The organism is Planosporangium thailandense, from assembly GCF_011947195.1.
GTDB classification, from domain to species: domain Bacteria; phylum Actinomycetota; class Actinomycetes; order Mycobacteriales; family Micromonosporaceae; genus Planosporangium; species Planosporangium thailandense.
On record NZ_JAATVY010000005.1, the window covers coordinates 199,431 to 216,875 of the forward strand.

Consider the following 17,445-nt stretch of genomic DNA (forward strand, 5'->3'; position numbering starts at 1 on the left):
CACCGGGCTACCCGAGGTCATCGGGTAGCCCGGTGTCACAGTGGAGCATGGTTCACGCGTTCTCGTTGACGCGGGTTTCGACCACGCAGTCCGGACCGGGGTAGATGAGGCTCTCGTGCCCGTCCGGGAAGCGCACCAGGTACGGCGGGGCGCCGTTCTGGCCGCGCACTTCGATGATCTCGCCGAACCGGTCGCTGTCGCCGACGGTACGTCCGTGGACGTGCAGCCGATCGCCAACGGTTGCCCGCATTCAGATCGCCTCCTTGGCAGGATGTGTACGGCTCCTCTTTTGACGATTGCGCGCCCGTGGGCGCGGCGGAAGCTCTGCTCTACCCCGGGTCCGGGGTTCTTGCACCGCAGGGAAATACATTGCCCGCCGGTACGCACAGTAACGGTTAAGTAACAGAAATCGGGGGACTCTGGGGGAACGCGCGGCCTCGTTGGCACTCTCCTTGACGGAGTGCTAGCCCGGGGAATAACCTCCGGTTAGCACTCTCAGCGTGAGGGTGCCAGACACAGGTGCCTAGCCCGGAGTTTCCGGCACCCGCGACGACGGAAGCGCCAGGCGGCATGAGAGACACGAACTCAATACCCCAGGAGGGTATGCCCGTGACTACCGCGACAAAGGTTGCGATCAAGCCGCTCGAGGACCGCATCCTGGTCCAGGCGAACGAAGCCGAGACCACGACGGCGTCCGGCATCGTCATCCCCGACACCGCGAAGGAGAAGCCGCAGGAGGGCACCGTCCTCGCTGTGGGTCCCGGTCGCGTCGACGACAAGGGCAACCGGATTCCGATCGACGTGAAGGTCGGCGACACGGTGATCTACTCCAAGTACGGAGGCACCGAGGTCAAGTACGGCGGCGAGGAGTACCTGGTGCTGTCCGCCCGGGACGTCCTCGCGGTCATCGAGAAGTGACCAACTGACACCCGTGGACGCCGCCCCGCAGCCGGTACGCACTTCGCATCGGCTTCGGGGCGGTGCTCTTCGTGAAGGGAACTCCACATGGCCAAGATCCTGAGCTTCTCGGACGACGCCCGGCACCTGTTGGAGCACGGCGTCAACGCGCTGGCCGACACCGTCAAGGTCACGCTCGGCCCGCGGGGGCGCAACGTCGTCCTCGAGCAGAAGTTCGGCTCACCCACCATCACCAACGACGGCGTGACGATCGCCAAGGAGATCGAGCTCGCCAACCCGTACCAGAACCTCGGCGCGCAGCTGGTCAAGGAGGTCGCCTCCAAGACCAACGACGTGGCCGGTGACGGCACCACCACGGCGACCGTGCTCGCCCAGGCGATGGTCCGTGAGGGTCTGCGTACGGTCGCCTCCGGTGCCAACCCCACCGGTCTCAAGCGGGGCGTCGACGCGGCGACCGCCGCCATCGCCGAGGCGCTGCGCGGCAAGGCCGCCGAGGTCGCCAGCCGTGACGAGATCGCCCAGGTCGCCACGGTCTCCGCGCAGGACCCGGCGATCGGCGACCTGATCGCCGAGGCCATGGAGAAGGTCGGCCGCACCGGGGTCATCACGGTGGAAGAGGGCTCGACGCTCGCAACCGAGCTCGAGGTCACCGAGGGTATGCAGTTCGACAAGGGCTACATCTCGCCGTACTTCCAGACCGACCCGGAGGCCGGCGAGGCGGTCCTCGAGGACCCGTACATCCTCGTCACCACCCAGAAGATCAGCGCGATCGAGGAGCTGCTGCCGCTGCTGGAGAAGGTCCTCCAGACCAGCAAGCCGCTGCTGATCATCGCTGAGGACGTCGAGGGCCAGGCCCTGTCGACGCTGGTGGTCAACTCCATCCGTAAGACCCTGAAGGTGGTCGCGGTCAAGGCGCCGGCGTTCGGCGACCGCCGCAAGGCCATCCTCCAGGACATCGCGATCCTCACCGGCGGTGAGCTGGTCGCGCCGGAGCTCGGCTCCAAGCTCGACGCCGTCGGGGTCGAGCAGCTCGGCCGCGCCCGCCGTGTCGTCGTGACCAACAACAACACGACGATCGTCGACGGCGCCGGCAGCGAGGCCGACATCAACGCCCGGGTCGAGCAGCTCCGCAAGGAGATCGAGGCGAGCGACTCCGACTGGGACAAGGAGAAGCTCAACGAGCGCCTCGCGAAGCTCGCCGGCGGCGTCGCCGTCATCAAGGTCGGCGCGGCCACCGAGGTCGAGATGAAGGAGCGCAAGCACCGCATCGAGGACGCCATCTCGGCGACCCGGGCGGCCGTCGAGGAGGGCATCGTCCCCGGTGGTGGCGCCGCGCTGGTCCAGATCCTGAGCGCGCTCGACGGCGACCTGGGCCGTACCGGCGACGAGGCGGTCGGCGTCCAGATCGTGCGCCGCGCGCTGGTCGAGCCCCTGCGGTGGATCGCCCAGAACGCCGGGTACGACGGGTACGTCGTGGTCGAGCGGGTCCGGGAAGCGGCCTGGGGCACCGGCTTCAACGCCGCCACCGGTGAGTACGTCGACCTGGTCAAGGCCGGCATCGTCGACCCGGTCAAGGTCACCCGCAGCGCGGTCGCCAACGCCGCCTCGATCGCGGGCCTGCTGCTCACGACCGAGAGCCTCATCGTGGAAAAGCCGCAGGCGCCCGAGCCGGCTGCCGCCGGCGGCCACGGGCACGGCCACGGCCACCAGCACGGCCCCGGATTCTGACCGGTCCGCGGCTCACGCTTCACCACGCCGAACGGCCGGCTCGCCTTCTGACGGGCGAGCCGGCCGTTCGGTGTTGCGGCGCTGAAACAGCGTTGCGACCCCGGGAGTCGGGCGCTGACGGGTTCACCGCGCTACGGCGGATCGGGGTGCGAGCCCCGGCGGCCCGCCGGGCAGTACCCCGCGCGGGGCGAGGACCTGACCGGCGCGCTCGGGCGGGGCGGACGCAGCGGCCGGGCGCTGCGCGGGTGGTGTCTGTGCGGGCTGGCGTGCGACCGGTACGCGCCCTTGCCGCGGCACCGGGGAACGCCCCGGCACCTGGTCATGTCCCGGCGTCTGACCACGTCCCGGCGGCTGTCCCCGCCCCGGGACCTGCTCACGCGCCGACCCGTGACCGCGGCTGTTGGTCGATCGCCGGGCCGGCGGTGGGACCGGCGTGACCGAGCGCGGCGGCGGTGGCCGAAGCCCCAGGCGGGCCTCGAGCCGACCGACGTCGACCCGGGATTGTTGCCGATCGGCCGCGTCCTCCCACCCCGTGGCGAGCAGCCGGAGCCGTTCCGCCTCGGTGAAGCCACCCCAAACGCCGTACGGCTCGCGGGTCGCCAGAGCGTGCGCAGCACACTCGGCGCGTACCGGGCAGCTGCGGCACAGCTGCTTCGCGGCGGCCTCCCGGCGCCCCCGGGACGCACCCCTCTCACCGTCGGGGTGGAAGAACTGGGCGCTGTCCCGGCCCCGGCACAGTCCCAACCGCTGCCAATCCCATATGTCGGCGATGGGACCGGGCAGCCGAGCGACGTTCGTCATGCGCACCCTCCTTCCGTACGTGCGGTTGAGATGACTTGCCAAAAACGCTGGTTGCAAACCACCCGTTGCGTTCTGCTCTCTGATCGCGTTGTACGGGCGAGGGGCCGTTCCGAGAACAGCTGAAGTGTTTTGTCTGGTTCTGTAGTCCCCTCAGAGGAGAGGGGAGATGCGTTGCGTACGGTCCTGGTCTGTGTGAAGACACCGCTTGCCGCCCAGGCGATCGCGGCGTCGGCGTCTCGGCTCGGGGTCGGCTCGGCAGTGCGTACCGCGCTGACCGCGTCCGACGCCGTGTCGCAGCTCGCCACGGAGCCCGCTGAGCTGGTGCTGGCCGATACGGCGGTGGCTCGCCCGGACAGTGCCGACTTCACGCGGCGGGCGCTGGCGGCGTCGCCGGGGGCCACGATCGTGTTCTTCGGCATCGAGGAGCCACGCAACGCGGCCGCGGCCATCGCGGCCGGCGCCCGCGGCGTGATCCGGGCCGACCACACCGACGCGGTGACGCTGGTCACGAAGGCGGTCCTGCTGCTGCTGACGCAGCCGGCCGTCAGCCAGCGGCCGGCCGCGGTCAACGGTGCCGTGGTCGGAAGCCGGCCCGCCGGGCCGAACGGTGGGCCGGGCTGCAGTCCCGTACCGGGCCGGAGCATGGCCGGCGCCGGGCCGAACTGGCCGACGGTGCCGCTACGGGCCACCGCGACGGCGTTGCCGTCCCCGCGCGCGGACGTCCTGACCGAGCCGCCCCGGCGGCGGGTCGAGCTGACCGAGCGTGAGCTGCAGGTGCTGCGGGGAATGGCGGACGGTAAGAGCAACGCGGAGATCGGCCGCGATCTGTTCGTTTCCGAGGACACGGTCAAGACCCATGCTCGGCGGCTGTTCCGCAAGCTCGGTGCCCGTGATCGGGCACACGCGGTCGCCTCCGCGTTCCGCGCGGGCCTGGTGAACTGACCGGTCCTGACATGGGGGGTCGGTACCCCGTGATCAACGACGTTAAACGGCGCGAGGCGGGGGCGGGACCGCCCTGGCCGAGGTGGAGCTACCGGTCGCCGTCGTCGGTGGCGTCGGCCAGCGCGTCGTGTACGCCGTCGGCGTATCCGCGCGCGTACTCCCAGGTGACGTAGTGGTCGGGGTCAGGGTCGTACGCGGGCTCGTGCACGCGGGGCCGGCCTGACGTCAGCAGGTGGCGCAGGTTGGCGCGCAGCAGGTCCCAGTCGAAGTAGTGCGGCTCGTGGCAGTCCTCGCACTCGATGACGAGGCCCCGGATCCCGATGGGGGTCAGCAACGCCTGATAGATCTCGAGGTCGGCGAGATCTTCCAACACGTCCTGCCGCTCGGCGTCGGTCAACGGCTCGCCGGCGGCGTCGTCGGTCGCGTCGAGATCGGCGCTCGGGTCGCCTGGGTCACCGGCGAACGGGTCGATGGGCTCGTCCTGCACCCTTTCACCGTAGCCCCGAACAGGCCGCTGTGCCGGCCCGACACCTGTTCGCGGTACGCCCGTCGCCCGCCTCGACCCGGACGGGCCATGCGCCGGCCGGCCGCCCGCCGCCGCGTGGGTACGATGAATGCACCCGCCCGCCGACCGAGAGCTGGGAAATCACTTCATGGATCTAGACAGCCGTTCGTTGCCGCTCGGGTTGACCTTCGATGACGTCCTCCTGCTCCCCGCCGAGTCCGATGTCGTACCCAGTGCGGTCGACACCTCGACGCAGCTGACGCGCAATGTCCGGCTGCACATGCCGCTCGTCTCGAGCGCGATGGACACGGTGACCGAGGCCCGCATGGCGATCGCCATGGCGCGTCACGGCGGGATCGGCGTCCTCCACCGCAACCTTTCCATCGACGACCAGGCGCAGCAGGTCGATCTCGTCAAGCGCTCCGAGGCCGGGATGGTCACCAACCCGGTCACCTGCTCGCCGGACGACACCATCGGCGAGGTCGACGCCCTGTGCGGCCGCTACCGGATCTCCGGCGTGCCGGTGACCGACGCCGAGGGCGCCCTGGTCGGCATCGTCACCAACCGCGACATGCGCTTCGTCACCGACAAGACCGCCCGCGTGCGCGACGTCATGACGAAGATGCCGCTGGTCACCGCCCCGGTCGGGGTCGACAAGGAGACCGCGCTCGGGCTGCTGCGCCAGCACAAGGTCGAGAAGCTGCCGATCGTCGACGACGCCGGCAAGCTGCGCGGCCTGATCACGGTCAAGGACTTCGCCAAGAGCGAGCAGTTCCCCAACGCGACCAAGGACGACGCGGGCCGGCTGCGGGTCGCCGCCGCGGTCGGCGTCGGCGAGGACTCGTACAAGCGCGCCCGCGCCCTGATCGACGCCGGGGTCGACGTGCTGATGGTCGACACCGCGCACGGTCACAACCGCCAGGTGCTGGAGATGGTGGCCCGGCTCAAGCGCGAGGTGCCCGGTGTCGACGTCGTCGGCGGCAACGTCGCCACGTACGCCGGGGCGAAGGCCCTCGCCGAGGCGGGCGCCGACGGGGTCAAGGTCGGGGTCGGGCCGGGCTCGATCTGCACCACCCGCGTGATCGCCGGTGTGGGCGTGCCCCAGATCACCGCGATCATGGAGGCGACGCGGGCCTGCCGGCCGCTCGGGGTACCGGTCATCGGTGACGGTGGGATGCAGTACTCCGGCGACATCGCCAAGGCGGTCGTCGCGGGTGCCAGCACCGTGATGCTGGGCAGCCTGCTGGCCGGGTGCGAGGAGAGCCCCGGCGACCTGATCTTCATCAACGGCAAGCAGTACAAGTCCTACCGGGGGATGGGCTCGCTCGGCGCGATGCAGTCACGCGGGCAGGGCCGGTCCTACTCGAAGGACCGCTACTTCCAGGACGACGTGCTCTCCGACGACAAGCTCGTACCCGAGGGCATCGAGGGCCAGGTGCCCTACCGCGGCCAGCTGTCGGCCGTCGCGCAGCAGCTCATCGGCGGTCTGCGCGCCGCCATGGGGTACGTGGGCGCCGCCACCATCGACCAGATGCACGAGCGCGGCCAGCTCATCCGGATCACCGCGGCGGGCTTGAAGGAGAGCCACCCGCACGACATCCAGATGACCGTCGAGGCTCCCAACTACCATTCCCGCTGAAGCATTTGCGTCTAATTGGAGTTCACAGTGCGTGACTCGGTCGAGATCGGTCTGGGCAAGACCGCACAGCGGGGGTACCACCTCGACGACATTGCCCTGGTGCCCACCCGGCGTACCCGCGACGTCGACGACGTCTCCACGACGTGGCAGCTCGACGCGTACCAGTTCAAGATCCCGTGCGTGGCGCATCCGTCGGACGCGACGATGAGCCCCGCCACGACGGTCGCGCTGGGCCGCCTGGGTGGCTTGGGCGTGCTCAACGTGGAGGGCCTGTGGTGCCGCTATGAGGACCCCACGCCCGTCCTCGAGGAGTTGGCCGGCCTCGACGAGGGCATCGAGTCGACGCGGCGCCTCCAGGAGGTGTACTCGGAGCCGATCAAGCCGGAACTGATCGTCGAGCGGGTCAAGCAGATCCGCGACGGCGGCGTGACCGTGGCGGTCCGGGTATCGCCGCAGCACACGCTCGCGCTGGCTCCGGTGATCCTCGACGCCGGTGTCGACATCCTGGTCATCCAGGGCACTCTGGTGTCGGCCGAGCACGTGTCGACCGTCGACGAGCCGCTCAACCTCAAGGAGTTCATCGCCGACCTCGACCTGCCGGTCGTCGTCGGCGGCTGCACCAACTACCAGACCGCGCTGCACCTGATGCGGACGGGCGCCGCGGGCGTCATCGTCGGCATCGGCGCGGACGGGTGGGCGACCACCGACCGGGTGCTCGGCATCCGGGTACCGATGGCGACCGCGATCGCGGACGCGGCCGCCGCGCGCCGCGACTACCTCGACGAGACCGGCGGGCGGTACGTGCACCTCATCGCCGACGGCGACATCCAGACCTCCGGCGACATCGCGAAGGCTCTCGGCTGCGGTGCGGACGCCGTGATGCTCGGCGAGCCGCTGAGCCGCTCCGAGGACGCGCCGGCCGGCGGCGCGTGGTGGGTGTCCGCGGCCAGCCACCCGAAGCTGCCGCGCGGCTCGTTCGGCACGGCCGAGGAGCCGGTGGGGACGCTCGAGCGGGTGCTGTTCGGGCCGTCCGACGACCCGGACGGCGCGCTCAACCTGTTCGGCGGGCTGCGCCGGGCGATGGCCAAGTGCGGCTACCGCGACCTCAAGGAGTTCCAGCGGGTCGGCCTGGTCCTCGACCGCTGAGCCTCTCCTCGTCGATCTTGGACAGTTGTGCGACCCATAGGTGGCACAACTGTCCAAGATCGCGGCGTTTACAAAACTAAACTCGTGAGTAACTATGGGCCATGCGCTACGACGTAGTGATCATCGGCTCCGGCTTCGGGGGCAGCGTCTCCGCGCTGCGCCTGGTGGAAAAGGGTTACACGGTAGCGGTTCTGGAGGCGGGACGGCGCTTCGCCGACGAGGACTTCCCGAAGACGTCGTGGCGCTCCCGTAGGTTCCTGTGGGCTCCGGCGCTCGGCTGCTACGGCATCCAGCGCATCAACCTGCTGCGCGACGTGCTGGTGCTGTCCGGCGCCGGAGTCGGCGGCGGCTCGCTGGTCTACGCCAACACGCTGTACCGGCCGCTCGCGCCGTTCTACGCCGACCCGCAGTGGGCGGGCATCACCGACTGGGAGCGCGAACTCGCCCCCCACTACGACCAGGCGGAGCGGATGCTCGGCGTGGTGACGTACAACCGCATGACGCGGGCCGACGAGGCGATGAAGCGGGTCGCCGAGCGGATGGGCGTGGCGGACTCGTTCCACCCCACCCCGGTCGGGGTCTACCTCGGACAGTCGGGTGTGGACCCGTACTTCGGGGGTGTCGGGCCGGCCCGTGACGCCTGTACGCACTGCGGCGCGTGCATGACCGGCTGCCGGACCAACGCCAAGAACACCCTCGTCAAGAACTACCTGTACCTGGCGGAGCGGGCCGGTGCCGAGGTGCACCCGCTCACCACCGTCGACGTGGTGCGGCCGGCCGCCGGCGGCGGGTACGTGGTCGAGACGCACCGCACCGGGCGGACGTGGAAGCGCCGCACCTTCGAGGCCGACCAGGTGATCTTCGCCGCGGGCGCGCTGGGCACCCAGCGTGTGCTGCACCGGTCGAAGACGGCCGGCGCGCTGCCCAACCTGTCCCCGCGGCTGGGCGCGCTGACGCGTACCAACTCCGAGGCGATCCTCGGCGCGCGCACGTTCAACAAGGACGCCGACTACACCGACGGGGTCGCGATCACCAGCTCGTTCCACCCCGACGCCGCCACCCACATCGAGCCCGTCCGGTACGGCAAGAGCTCCAACGCCATGGGCCTGCTGCAGACCGTGCTCACCGACGGCGGCCCGCACCGGATGCTGCGCTGGTGGGGCGTGTTCTTCGCGCAGCCGTGGAAGCACCTGCGGGTGCTGTCGGTGCGCAAGTGGTCCGAGCGTACGGTCATCGCCCTGATCATGCAGTCGCTGGACAACTCGCTACAGACCCACTACAAGCGGGGCTGGCTGGGGCGCCGGCGACTGACGACGACCCAGGGTCACGGCGCGCCCAACCCGACCTGGATCCCGGCCGGCAACGAGGCGGTGCGCCTGCTCGCCGAGGAGATCGACGGCGTGCCCGGCGGCTCGTGGGGCGAGGTGTTCAACATCCCGATGACCGCCCACATCCTGGGCGGAGCGCCGATCGGCGCGGACGCTTCGCGGGGGGTCATCGACGCGTACCACCGCGTCTACGGCCATCCGGGGCTGCACGTGGTCGACGGCGCGGCGGTCAGCGCCAACCTCGGGGTCAACCCGTCGTTGACGATCACCGCGCAGGCTGAGCGGGCCATGTCGATGTGGCCCAACAAGGGGGAGGCCGATCCGCGCCCGCCGCTGGGATCGGCGTACGAGCCGGTCGAGCCGGTCGCGCCGCGCAATCCGGTCGTACCGGCGACCGCACCGGCCGCCCTGCGCCTCCGTACATAGGCGATCTTGGACACCTGGCGGTGCCATGGGCCCGCTACGTGTCCAAGATCTGTAACGGGGACGAAATCCCCCCGAAACCCCCAGAAGTAAGGCTGCAAGGGAGTCCACCCTGGGGGGAGCGGTGGATCCTTATCCCGGTTGGCTGAACCCCGGCGACAACGCCTGGCAACTGGTCGCCGCCACGCTCGTCGGCCTCATGAGCATCCCCGGCCTCGCGCTCCTGTACGGGGGACTGGCGCAGCGCAAGTGGGTGGTCAACACCATGCTGATGGCGTTCGCCGGCTTCGCGCTCGTCCTCGTCGCGTGGGTGCTCTACGAGTTCAACCTGGCGTTCGGCAAGCCGCTGCACCTCGGCCCCGGCATCCTGAGCAGCTTCATCGGCACGCCACACCCGATCCTCGGCCCCGGTTCGCTGCAAGGGAGGGCCCGGATCCCGCTGGTCGACGGCTCGATGCCCGCGTTCCGGTACCCGCGGTCCACGCTCGCCTACTTCCACTTCGCCTTCGCGGCCATCACCCCGTTGCTGTTCCTGGGCTCGGTACTCGGCCGGATGAGCTTCAAGGCGTGGCTGCTCTTCGTACCGCTGTGGTCCGGCCTCGTGTACTCGGTGAACGCGTTCCTGCTGTGGGGCGGTGGCTGGTGGGCGCACGCGGGCGCGCTGGACTACAGCGGCGGGTACGTGATCCACCTGGCCGCCGGTACGACCGGCTTCACCGCGGCCGCCGTCATCGGCCCGCGGCTGGCCCGCGACCGGGCCCGGCCGCTGCCCAACAACCTGCCGATGGTGGCCGCCGGCGCCGGGATCCTCTGGCTGGGGTGGAACGGGTTCAACGGCGGCGACATGTACTTCGGCGGCGCGAACGCCGCCGCCGCCGTGCTCAACACCAACCTCGCCACCGCCGTGGCGCTGCTGACCTGGCTGCTGCTGGACATGTCGGCCGGTCCGCAGCGCAAGCCCACCTTCCTGGGCGCGGTCAACGGCATGATCACCGGCCTCGTCGCGATCACGCCGGCCGCCGGCTTCGTCAGCGGCTGGGGCGCGCTGCTGGTCGGCCTCGTCGCGTCGAGCGTGGTCTGGCTGTCCTGGAACAAGCTCTCGAGGCTCGCGCTGTTCCGCAGGGTGGACGACACCCTCGGGGTGTTCCACACCCACGGCGTCGCGGGCCTCACCGGCGGCCTGCTCGTGGGCCTGCTCGCCGATCCGGCGATGGCGGTGTACCTGAAGCCGGGTGGCGGCGTCGCGTACAGCGCCAGCGGCCTGTTCTACGGCCATCCCCGGCAGCTCGCGCTGCAGGCGGGCGCCGCGGTGACGGTCATCGTGTGGGACGCGGCGCTGACGTTCGCGATCCTCCGGGTGATCGGGTTGTTCGTGCGGCTGAGGCTGCCCGACCAGGTCCTCGAGACGGGGGATCTGGGCGTGCACGACGAAGAGGCTTACCCGGGCGAACCGGTCGAGGTCATCCCGTCGCCCCGTTCCTCGCCGGAGACGATGCCGCTGCCGGCCCCGCCCGGGTCCGCGTCCACCGCCCCACCTGCTGCCCCGCCCGGGTCCGCGTCCACCGCCCCACCCGGCTCCGCGCCCGCCGCCCCGCCTGGGGGAAAGCGCGCCGGCGGCGGATAGGCTCGGTGTCATGACAACGCCGCCGCCGGTCCTCGTCGTCGATTTCGGAGCCCAGTACGCGCAGTTGATCGCCCGTCGCGTGCGGGAGGCCAACGTCTACTCCGAGCTGGTGCCGCACTCGACCCCGGTGGAGAAGATGCTCGCCCGCAAGCCGGCCGCGATCATCCTTTCCGGCGGCCCGTCCAGCGTCTACGCCGACGGCGCGCCGCAGGTCGACCCGGCGCTGTTCGACGCCGGGGTGCCGGTCTTCGGTATCTGCTACGGCTTCCAGGCGATGGCCCGGGCGCTCGGCGGCGAGGTCGCCCACACCGGTCTGCGCGAGTTCGGCGGCACCCCGCTGAACATCGCCGACGAGCCCGGCGTCCTCCTGCGGGACCTGCCGGCCGACCAGTCGGTATGGATGAGCCACGGCGACAGCGTCTCGACCGCGCCGCCCGGCTTCACCGTCACGGCCGCGTCCCCCGGGGCCAGGGTGGCGGCGTTCGAGAACACCGAGAAGCGGCTCGCCGGTGTCCAGTTCCACCCCGAGGTGGCGCACACCCCGTACGGTCAGGAGATCCTGCGCCGCTTTCTGACCGGCATCGCGGGTGTCGAGCCGACCTGGACCAACGAAGAGATCATCGAAGAGCAGGTCCGGGCGATCCGCGAGCAGGTCGGCGACAAGCAGGTCATCTGCGGTCTGTCCGGCGGGGTCGACTCGGCGGTGGCCGCCGCGCTGGTCCACAAGGCGGTCGGCGACCAGCTCACCTGCGTCTTCGTCGACCACGGCCTGCTGCGGGCCGGCGAGGCCGAGCAGGTCGAGAAGGACTACGTGGCCGCCACCGGCATCAAGCTGAAGGTGGTCGACGCGGCCGACCGGTTCCTCGACGCGCTCGCCGGCGTCACCGACCCCGAGCAGAAGCGCAAGATCGTGGGCCGCGAGTTCATCCGGGTCTTCGAGCAGGCGGCCCGGGAGGTGGCGGCCGAAAACGACGTCGAGTTCCTGGTGCAGGGCACGCTGTACCCCGACGTCGTGGAGTCCGGCGGCGGATCCGGCACCGCAAACATCAAGTCGCACCACAACGTCGGCGGCCTGCCGGAAGATCTCACGTTCAAGCTGGTCGAGCCGCTGCGCACGCTGTTCAAGGACGAGGTACGCGCGATCGGCGCCGCCCTCGGCCTGCCCGACGAGATCGTGTGGCGGCACCCGTTCCCGGGTCCCGGCCTGTCGATCCGGATCATCGGCGAGGTGACCCGCGACCGCCTGGAGGTGCTGCGCGTAGCCGACAAGATCGCCCGTGAGGAGCTCACGGCGTCGGGGCTCGACCGGCGGATCTGGCAGTTCCCGGTCGTCCTGCTGGCGGACGTGCGCAGCGTGGGCGTGCAGGGTGACGGGCGCACGTACGGGCACCCCGTCGTGTTGCGGCCGGTGGAGAGCGACGACGCGATGACCGCCGACTGGTCCCGGCTGCCATTCGACCTCCTCGCCCGCATTTCCACCCGGATCACCAACGAGGTGCCCGAGGTCAACCGGGTCGTCCTCGACGTCACCAGCAAGCCTCCGGGAACCATCGAGTGGGAGTGAGCCCCTACCGCGGGGCTCCCGGCGTCGGCGGGGTCCAGGCGGCTGCGGGCTGAAGCGGCGCCTCCGGCACGATCATCCAGAGGATCGGGTACGCCAGCAGCGCACCGCCGCCGGTGAAGAACGCGAGGACGACGAACAGTACCCGGACGATCGTCGGGTCCATGTTCGAGTACTCCGCGATGCCGCCGCAGACGCCGGCGACCATGCGGTTGGTACGGGAGCGGTAGAGCTTGCGGTACGAGGTCTCAGTCATGTCCTCAACGATGCGGCCTGAGGTGCCTGATCCGCCTCGGGTGACGCCCTGATCTTCGACCCTGGCCCGGCCCGGAGATCGACCCCGAGGCCGCCGTGCGCGACAAGTGTCAGCAATCCGACAGTGGCTCTGCTTGTTCACCTAATCCGGACAGAATTTCGCCGTGACGCCCGCTCTCGAGCCTCTCCGCAAGATCGCGGCCTACGCGCTCTGTTTCGACGCCGCCGGTCGGGTTCTTCTCGTGCGCGCGTCTTCGCAGTCCGGCACCCCCGGCGTGTGGTCGCTACCCGGCGGCGCGGTCGACCACGGGGAGCATCCGCTCGACACCGTCGTCCGGGAGACGGCGGCCGAGACGGGGCTGTCGGTGACCGTCACCCGGCTCGATGACGTCCGCACCGACATGCGCGCCTTGCCCAGCCGGGGCGTCGTGCTGCACACCGACCGGCTGCTCTACGAGGTGACGATCCGGGGCGGCGCGCTGCGCGACCGGGTGGGCCAGCCCACCGACCTGGCCCGCTGGTTCACGCTCGAGGAGGCCGCGGCGCTGCCCCTGCGCCCGTTCACCGCGATGGCGCTGGACCTCCCGCCGGCCCCGGTCGACCTGCGCCCCGACGAGCCGCCCGAGGTCCCCTCGTTCTACGCGGTGCCCGGCCCGGACGGCCTGCACCGGGCGCAGCGCTTCGCCGCGTACGCGGTCGCGACCGACCCGCAAGGCCGGGTGCTGCTGACGCGGGTCGCCCCGGGCTATCCGGGGGCCGGCAACTGGCATCTGCCCGGCGGCGGCACCGACTACGGCGAGGCGCCGGGCGTGGCGCTGCTGCGCGAGTTGGCGGAGGAGACCGGGCAGCGGGGCCGCCTGGTCGAGCTGATGGGGGTGGCGAGCCACCGCGACGCCGCCTCGCTGGGCCCCGAGGGGTACCCGATCGACTGGCACGGGGTGCGCGCCTTCTACCGGGTGGAGGTCCCGGTGCCGACGCCACCGAAGGTTCTCGACGTCGGCGGCTCGACCGACACGGCGCGGTGGTTCACCGCCGCGGAGCTGGCCGGGCTGCCCCTCACCGAAGTGACGGTCGAGGCGCTGCACCGCGCCGGGCTGACCGCGGGCCAGGCCACGCCGGCCTGACCAGCGCGGGCCCGGTCCGCGCCGCGGGTACCGTCGGGCGCGTGGAGACGACGACACGGCGGCGTCGGATCGGCGCGTACGGGTTCTGCTACGACGACGACCGCATGCTGGCCTGCTTGACGGAGGACCGGCGGCTGCGGGTGCCCGGCGACGCGGTGCGGCAGGGCGAGCATCCGGTCGACACGGTGGTCCGCGCGTTCGCTCAGGCAACCGGCCTGACCGTCGAGGTGACCCGGCTGCGCGACGCCGACACCGAGGTCGTGTGCACGCCCGCGGAGCAGACCCATCAGGACCGGCTGCTCTTCGACGTCCGGATCGTCGGGGGTGAGCTGCCCGGACACGTCGCGTGGGTGCCTGCCGTGGACGCGGGCGGCGTACCTCTACTGGAGATCGCAAACGATCGGCGCCGGCACCGTGAGGTGCAGCGCTTCGGCGCGTACGGGCTGGTCACCGATCCGCAGGGGCGGGTGCTGCTGACCCGGATCGCGTCGGGGTACCCGGGGGCGGGGGAGTGGCACCTGCCGGGCGGGGGTACGGACTTCGGCGAGTCGCCGACCGAGGGCCTGCTGCGCGAGCTGGCCGAGGAGGCTGGCCAGCAGGGCCGGGTCAGCGAGCTGCTGGGGCTGTCGAGCGGCCACAGTCCGGCGGCGGTCGGGCCGGAGGGGTATCCGATCGACTGGCACGTGGTCCGCGTGCACTACCGGGTCGTCGTGGACGAGCCGGTCGAGCCGCTCGTCACGGAGGGTGCAGGTGGTTCCACGGCCGCGGCTGCCTGGTTCGACCCTGCCGACCTCGGCCAGCTCCGGTTGACGCGCGCTGCGCGTACGGTGATCGATGGCCATCTCGCGCGGTGACGGTCGGCCCGGTCACAATCTGTCGATGACAACGATGTCCGTCGCTACTATGGACGACGGGTACCACGGGTCGCTACGTTCCGTGGCGGAAGTTTGTACTTATTGCCCCCTTCGTGGCGATTCAAGAAGAAAAGATCTAGCGCCGAGCGTCGCCATTTCCCGCTTTCATGTGCGATGGTGTAGGCCGCAAACCGCGCGGGTGGGAACCCGTCCTGTAGTGGAGGATTTAGGTGCCGAGAGCCCCTTGGCGTCGGCGTCGTACGACGGACAGCCCGCGTCCCGCGGGTCGTGGCTGGGCCGGCCGACTGCGCCGCAGTGGCTCGCTTGCCCGGCAGATGCTGCTCGTCGGCCGGCCCGGCCGGCGGCGCATCGAATCTGCGTCGGGTACGACGACGATCATCTTGCCTGAGCGGCGCGATCTCGAAAGCCGACGATCCGGCCAGGTCCGGCGGCGCGGTCACACGCGAACCGTGACGGCCGCCCCTGCCGCAATCGCGCCCACCACCCCGACCGCGCCGGCCGCCGACCCGGCGCCGGCCTCCGGCGGGCTGTCGATTCCACTTCTGCCCGGACCCCGGACGCCGGCCCGACGGATCCGCTTCGTCGTAGCCAACGCCTGCACCGTCGGCAGCCTGCTGCTCGGTATGTCGGCCATCTTCCTGGCGCTCAACGGCGTCAGCGTCCGGTGGGCCGCGCTGTGCCTGATCGCCTGTGTCGTGTTCGACGGCCTCGACGGCGCGCTGGCGCGCAAGCTCGGCGTCGCGAGCCCGTTCGGGGCGCAGATGGACTCCCTGGCCGACATGTGCTCGTTCGGTGTGGCGGCGCCCGTCGTCGTGTACGCCTGGCTCGCCGGTTCGGCGCCGGTCTGGCTGGCCATGCCCGCCTGCGCGCTGGTCGCCGTCTGCGCCGCGATCCGGCTGGCCCGGTTCAACGTCTCGCCCAAGGACGGCAGGTTCTTCTGCGGGGTACCGACGACCATGGTCGCCGCGGTGCTCGGCCTGAGCACGCTCATCCAGCCGGCGATACCGGCCTCGGCGCGGGCCGGTGCGGTCGCGGTTCTCGCGCTCGCGATGGTCTCCAGCTTCCCGTACGCGAAACTGCCCCGCCTGCTCCGGCTGCCTCCGTGGCTGCTGGTCCTGCCGGTGGTGGGCGCGCTACTCGACTACCGGCTGACGTTCGCCGGGGTCGTGGTGGCCTACCTCGTCAGCGGCCCGCTGGTGTGGCTGCGGCAGCGGAACACCTAAAGATCTTGGACACCTGGCGGGGTGATAGGCCCGCCAGGTGTCCAAGATCTGTGCGGCTCAGCTCCAGCGGGCGATCACTGTGACGCCACCCACCACCCGGTCACCCGGGGCGACCTCCGGAGTGGCCCGGTCGGCCGGCAGGTAGACGTCGGTGCGGGAGCCGAAGCGGATCAGACCGAAGCGCTCACCGCGCGCCAGCACCGAGCCGATCGGGGCCCGTTGCACGATGCGCCGGGCGATCAGGCCGGTCCGCTGCGCCACCACGACCCGGCCGTACGCGGTGTCGAGCACCGTGTACGCCGCGACGTTGTGCTCGGCGGCGGCCTTCATCGCCGCCGCGTACCCGCCGTCCTCGACGAAGTGCTCGACCACCCGCCCGGCCACAGGGGAGCGGTTGACGTGCACGTCGAGCACGGACAGGAAGACCGCGATGCGCAGGAACTCGCCGTCGCCGAAGCGCTCGTCGCGTAGCCGCTCCACCGCGAGGACCTTGCCGTCGCTGGCGGCCACGACCGCCTTCGGGTCGTCCGGGCTGTCGCGCTGCGGGTCCCGGAAGAACGCGGCGACCGGCGCCGCGGCCAGCGCGGGCACGATCCACAGCTTGGACTTGGGCCGGGCGGCCTTGGTCAGAGCCGCCAAGCCGAGCGCGATGCCGGCCGCCGCGACGCCGTTGGAGTCGATGTTCATGCCGCGCGTGACCGCCACGCTGGACGACCGGTGCGCCGGGAGCATCCGCTCGACCACCGCCTGGTCGGCCGCCGTGTAGCGCAGCCGGTGGACGCGAACCGGGGGCACGTTGCGCAGTACCAGGTCGCTGCCGACGCCGTACAGCGCAGCCTGCCGTTCGATCTCGTCGGCCGCACCGCTCGGCAGCGTCGTCGCCGGCACGACCAGCGACAGCACCCCGCCCGTGTTCATCAGCTTGACGAGCTCGTCGAGGCGGGCGCGGGTCTCCTCGGCCGTACCGGACAGCGGCTCGGCCAGGATCACCACATCGGCCGGTTCCACATCGCCGAGGGACCCGGCCACCAGCACCCGGTCGGCGACCCACCGACCCTGACCGGCCAGGTGGGTGCCGAGCGCGGCGGCTGCGGTCTCGTCGGTCGCCACCACGGTGAGCTTGTCGTCCGGCAACAGCGCCTCGATCGCGGCCGCGAGCACCGCAGAGCCGGCGTCGACGCCGACCAGCAGCCCCGTCTTGGGACCGCCGTGGCGAGCCAGTTCGGCGGCGAGCACCCGGGCCGCGCGGGGCCCGAGCTGGATCGGGCGCCGCGACCCGCCGGACACGGGACGTGCTGGGAACTGCGTCAAGATCGGCTCCTGAAGTGTTACCGCCCGATCCGCGTCCGGCTG

At 71.1% G+C, this 17,445-nt stretch carries 15 protein-coding genes and 1 pseudogene; 11 read left to right on the forward strand and 5 right to left on the reverse strand.

Translation table 11 applies throughout. The features are described 5' to 3' along the window. Positions 1–52: 52 nt before the first annotated feature. Positions 53–250 (reverse strand): DUF1918 domain-containing protein, encoded by a 198-nt coding sequence (locus HC031_RS10775; protein ID WP_167925080.1) that lies wholly within the window; start codon positions 248–250, stop codon positions 53–55. A gap of 353 nt (positions 251–603) precedes the next feature. Between HC031_RS10775 and groES the strand changes: the two genes are divergently transcribed. Both groES and groL read left to right on the forward strand, forming a co-directional pair. Further along, positions 604–918 (forward strand): co-chaperone GroES, encoded by a 315-nt coding sequence (gene groES, locus HC031_RS10780; RefSeq protein ID WP_167925081.1) that lies wholly within the window; start codon positions 604–606, stop codon positions 916–918. A gap of 87 nt (positions 919–1,005) precedes the next feature. Beyond that, entirely contained in the window at positions 1,006–2,646 is a 1,641-nt protein-coding gene (gene groL, locus HC031_RS10785; protein ID WP_167925082.1) for a chaperonin GroEL, read from the forward strand. Positions 2,647–3,075: 429 nt separating this feature from the next. On the opposite strand, the pseudogene HC031_RS10790 reads toward groL, so the two are convergent. Beyond that, positions 3,076–3,447 (reverse strand): annotated as a pseudogene (locus HC031_RS10790) (WhiB family transcriptional regulator); the annotation flags it as partial. 171 nt (positions 3,448–3,618) lie between these two features. Here HC031_RS10790 and HC031_RS10795 point away from each other — a divergent pair. Further along, positions 3,619–4,389, forward strand: a complete 771-nt coding sequence (locus HC031_RS10795) for a helix-turn-helix transcriptional regulator (RefSeq protein ID WP_167925083.1) — start codon at positions 3,619–3,621, stop codon at positions 4,387–4,389. Between the two features lie 88 nt (positions 4,390–4,477). On the opposite strand, the gene HC031_RS10800 is transcribed toward HC031_RS10795, so the two are convergent. Next, positions 4,478–4,876, reverse strand: coding sequence for a DUF5319 family protein (locus HC031_RS10800; protein ID WP_167925084.1), 399 nt, complete (start codon positions 4,874–4,876; stop codon positions 4,478–4,480). A gap of 166 nt (positions 4,877–5,042) precedes the next feature. Here HC031_RS10800 and guaB point away from each other — a divergent pair, with 166 nt between their 5' ends. The 5 genes from guaB (at position 5,043) to guaA (ending at position 12,618) form a co-directional block, all read left to right on the forward strand. Then, a complete protein-coding gene (gene guaB, locus HC031_RS10805; protein WP_167925085.1) occupies positions 5,043–6,533 on the forward strand; it encodes an IMP dehydrogenase in 1,491 nt (496 codons plus the stop codon). A 27-nt stretch (positions 6,534–6,560) separates the two neighbouring features. Continuing rightward, complete coding sequence (locus HC031_RS10810; protein ID WP_167925086.1) at positions 6,561–7,679, forward strand: GuaB3 family IMP dehydrogenase-related protein; 1,119 nt, start codon at positions 6,561–6,563, stop codon at positions 7,677–7,679. A gap of 101 nt (positions 7,680–7,780) precedes the next feature. After that, positions 7,781–9,433, forward strand: a complete 1,653-nt coding sequence (locus tag HC031_RS10815) for an FAD-dependent oxidoreductase (protein ID WP_167925087.1) — start codon at positions 7,781–7,783, stop codon at positions 9,431–9,433. A 121-nt stretch (positions 9,434–9,554) separates the two neighbouring features. Continuing rightward, entirely contained in the window at positions 9,555–11,054 is a 1,500-nt protein-coding gene (locus HC031_RS10820; protein WP_167925088.1) for an ammonium transporter, read from the forward strand. A gap of 10 nt (positions 11,055–11,064) precedes the next feature. Continuing rightward, positions 11,065–12,618 carry a glutamine-hydrolyzing GMP synthase gene (gene guaA / locus HC031_RS10825; protein ID WP_167925089.1) on the forward strand — a complete coding sequence of 518 codons (1,554 nt, stop codon included), beginning with the start codon at positions 11,065–11,067 and terminating at the stop codon, positions 12,616–12,618. Between the two features lie 4 nt (positions 12,619–12,622). On the opposite strand, the gene HC031_RS10830 is transcribed toward guaA, so the two are convergent. Continuing rightward, positions 12,623–12,871: a PspC domain-containing protein gene (locus tag HC031_RS10830; RefSeq protein WP_167925090.1), complete on the reverse strand. Its 249-nt coding sequence runs from the start codon at positions 12,869–12,871 to the stop codon at positions 12,623–12,625. 163 nt (positions 12,872–13,034) lie between these two features. Here HC031_RS10830 and HC031_RS10835 point away from each other — a divergent pair, with 163 nt between their 5' ends. The 3 genes from HC031_RS10835 to HC031_RS10845 all read left to right on the forward strand — a co-directional run bounded on the left by HC031_RS10835 (position 13,035) and on the right by HC031_RS10845 (position 16,092). Next, entirely contained in the window at positions 13,035–13,994 is a 960-nt protein-coding gene (locus tag HC031_RS10835) for an NUDIX domain-containing protein (protein WP_167925091.1), read from the forward strand. Positions 13,995–14,098: 104 nt separating this feature from the next. Beyond that, entirely contained in the window at positions 14,099–14,848 is a 750-nt protein-coding gene (locus tag HC031_RS10840; RefSeq protein WP_167925173.1) for an NUDIX hydrolase, read from the forward strand. Between the two features lie 305 nt (positions 14,849–15,153). Beyond that, positions 15,154–16,092 carry a CDP-alcohol phosphatidyltransferase family protein gene (locus HC031_RS10845; RefSeq protein ID WP_167925174.1) on the forward strand — a complete coding sequence of 313 codons (939 nt, stop codon included), beginning with the start codon at positions 15,154–15,156 and terminating at the stop codon, positions 16,090–16,092. Between the two features lie 57 nt (positions 16,093–16,149). Here HC031_RS10845 and HC031_RS10850 read toward each other — a convergent pair whose 3' ends face one another. Continuing rightward, entirely contained in the window at positions 16,150–17,403 is a 1,254-nt protein-coding gene (locus HC031_RS10850; protein ID WP_167925092.1) for a phosphatidylserine decarboxylase, read from the reverse strand. Between the last annotated feature and the right edge of the window lie 42 nt (positions 17,404–17,445).

Excerpts from the sequence above, each read along its gene's own strand:
- guaB (WP_167925085.1), top strand. The coding sequence starts at position 5,043 with ATGGATCTAGACAGCCGTTCGTTGCCGCTCGGGTTGACCTTCGATGAC.
- groL (WP_167925082.1), top strand. The coding sequence starts at position 1,006 with ATGGCCAAGATCCTGAGCTTCTCGGACGACGCCCGGCACCTGTTGGAG.
- HC031_RS10840 (WP_167925173.1), top strand. The coding sequence starts at position 14,099 with ATGCTGGCCTGCTTGACGGAGGACCGGCGGCTGCGGGTGCCCGGCGAC.
- guaA (WP_167925089.1), top strand. The coding sequence starts at position 11,065 with ATGACAACGCCGCCGCCGGTCCTCGTCGTCGATTTCGGAGCCCAGTAC.
- groES (WP_167925081.1), top strand. The coding sequence starts at position 604 with ATGCCCGTGACTACCGCGACAAAGGTTGCGATCAAGCCGCTCGAGGAC.
- HC031_RS10775 (WP_167925080.1), bottom strand. The coding sequence starts at position 250 with ATGCGGGCAACCGTTGGCGATCGGCTGCACGTCCACGGACGTACCGTC.
- HC031_RS10830 (WP_167925090.1), bottom strand. The coding sequence starts at position 12,871 with ATGACTGAGACCTCGTACCGCAAGCTCTACCGCTCCCGTACCAACCGC.
- HC031_RS10815 (WP_167925087.1), top strand. The coding sequence starts at position 7,781 with ATGCGCTACGACGTAGTGATCATCGGCTCCGGCTTCGGGGGCAGCGTC.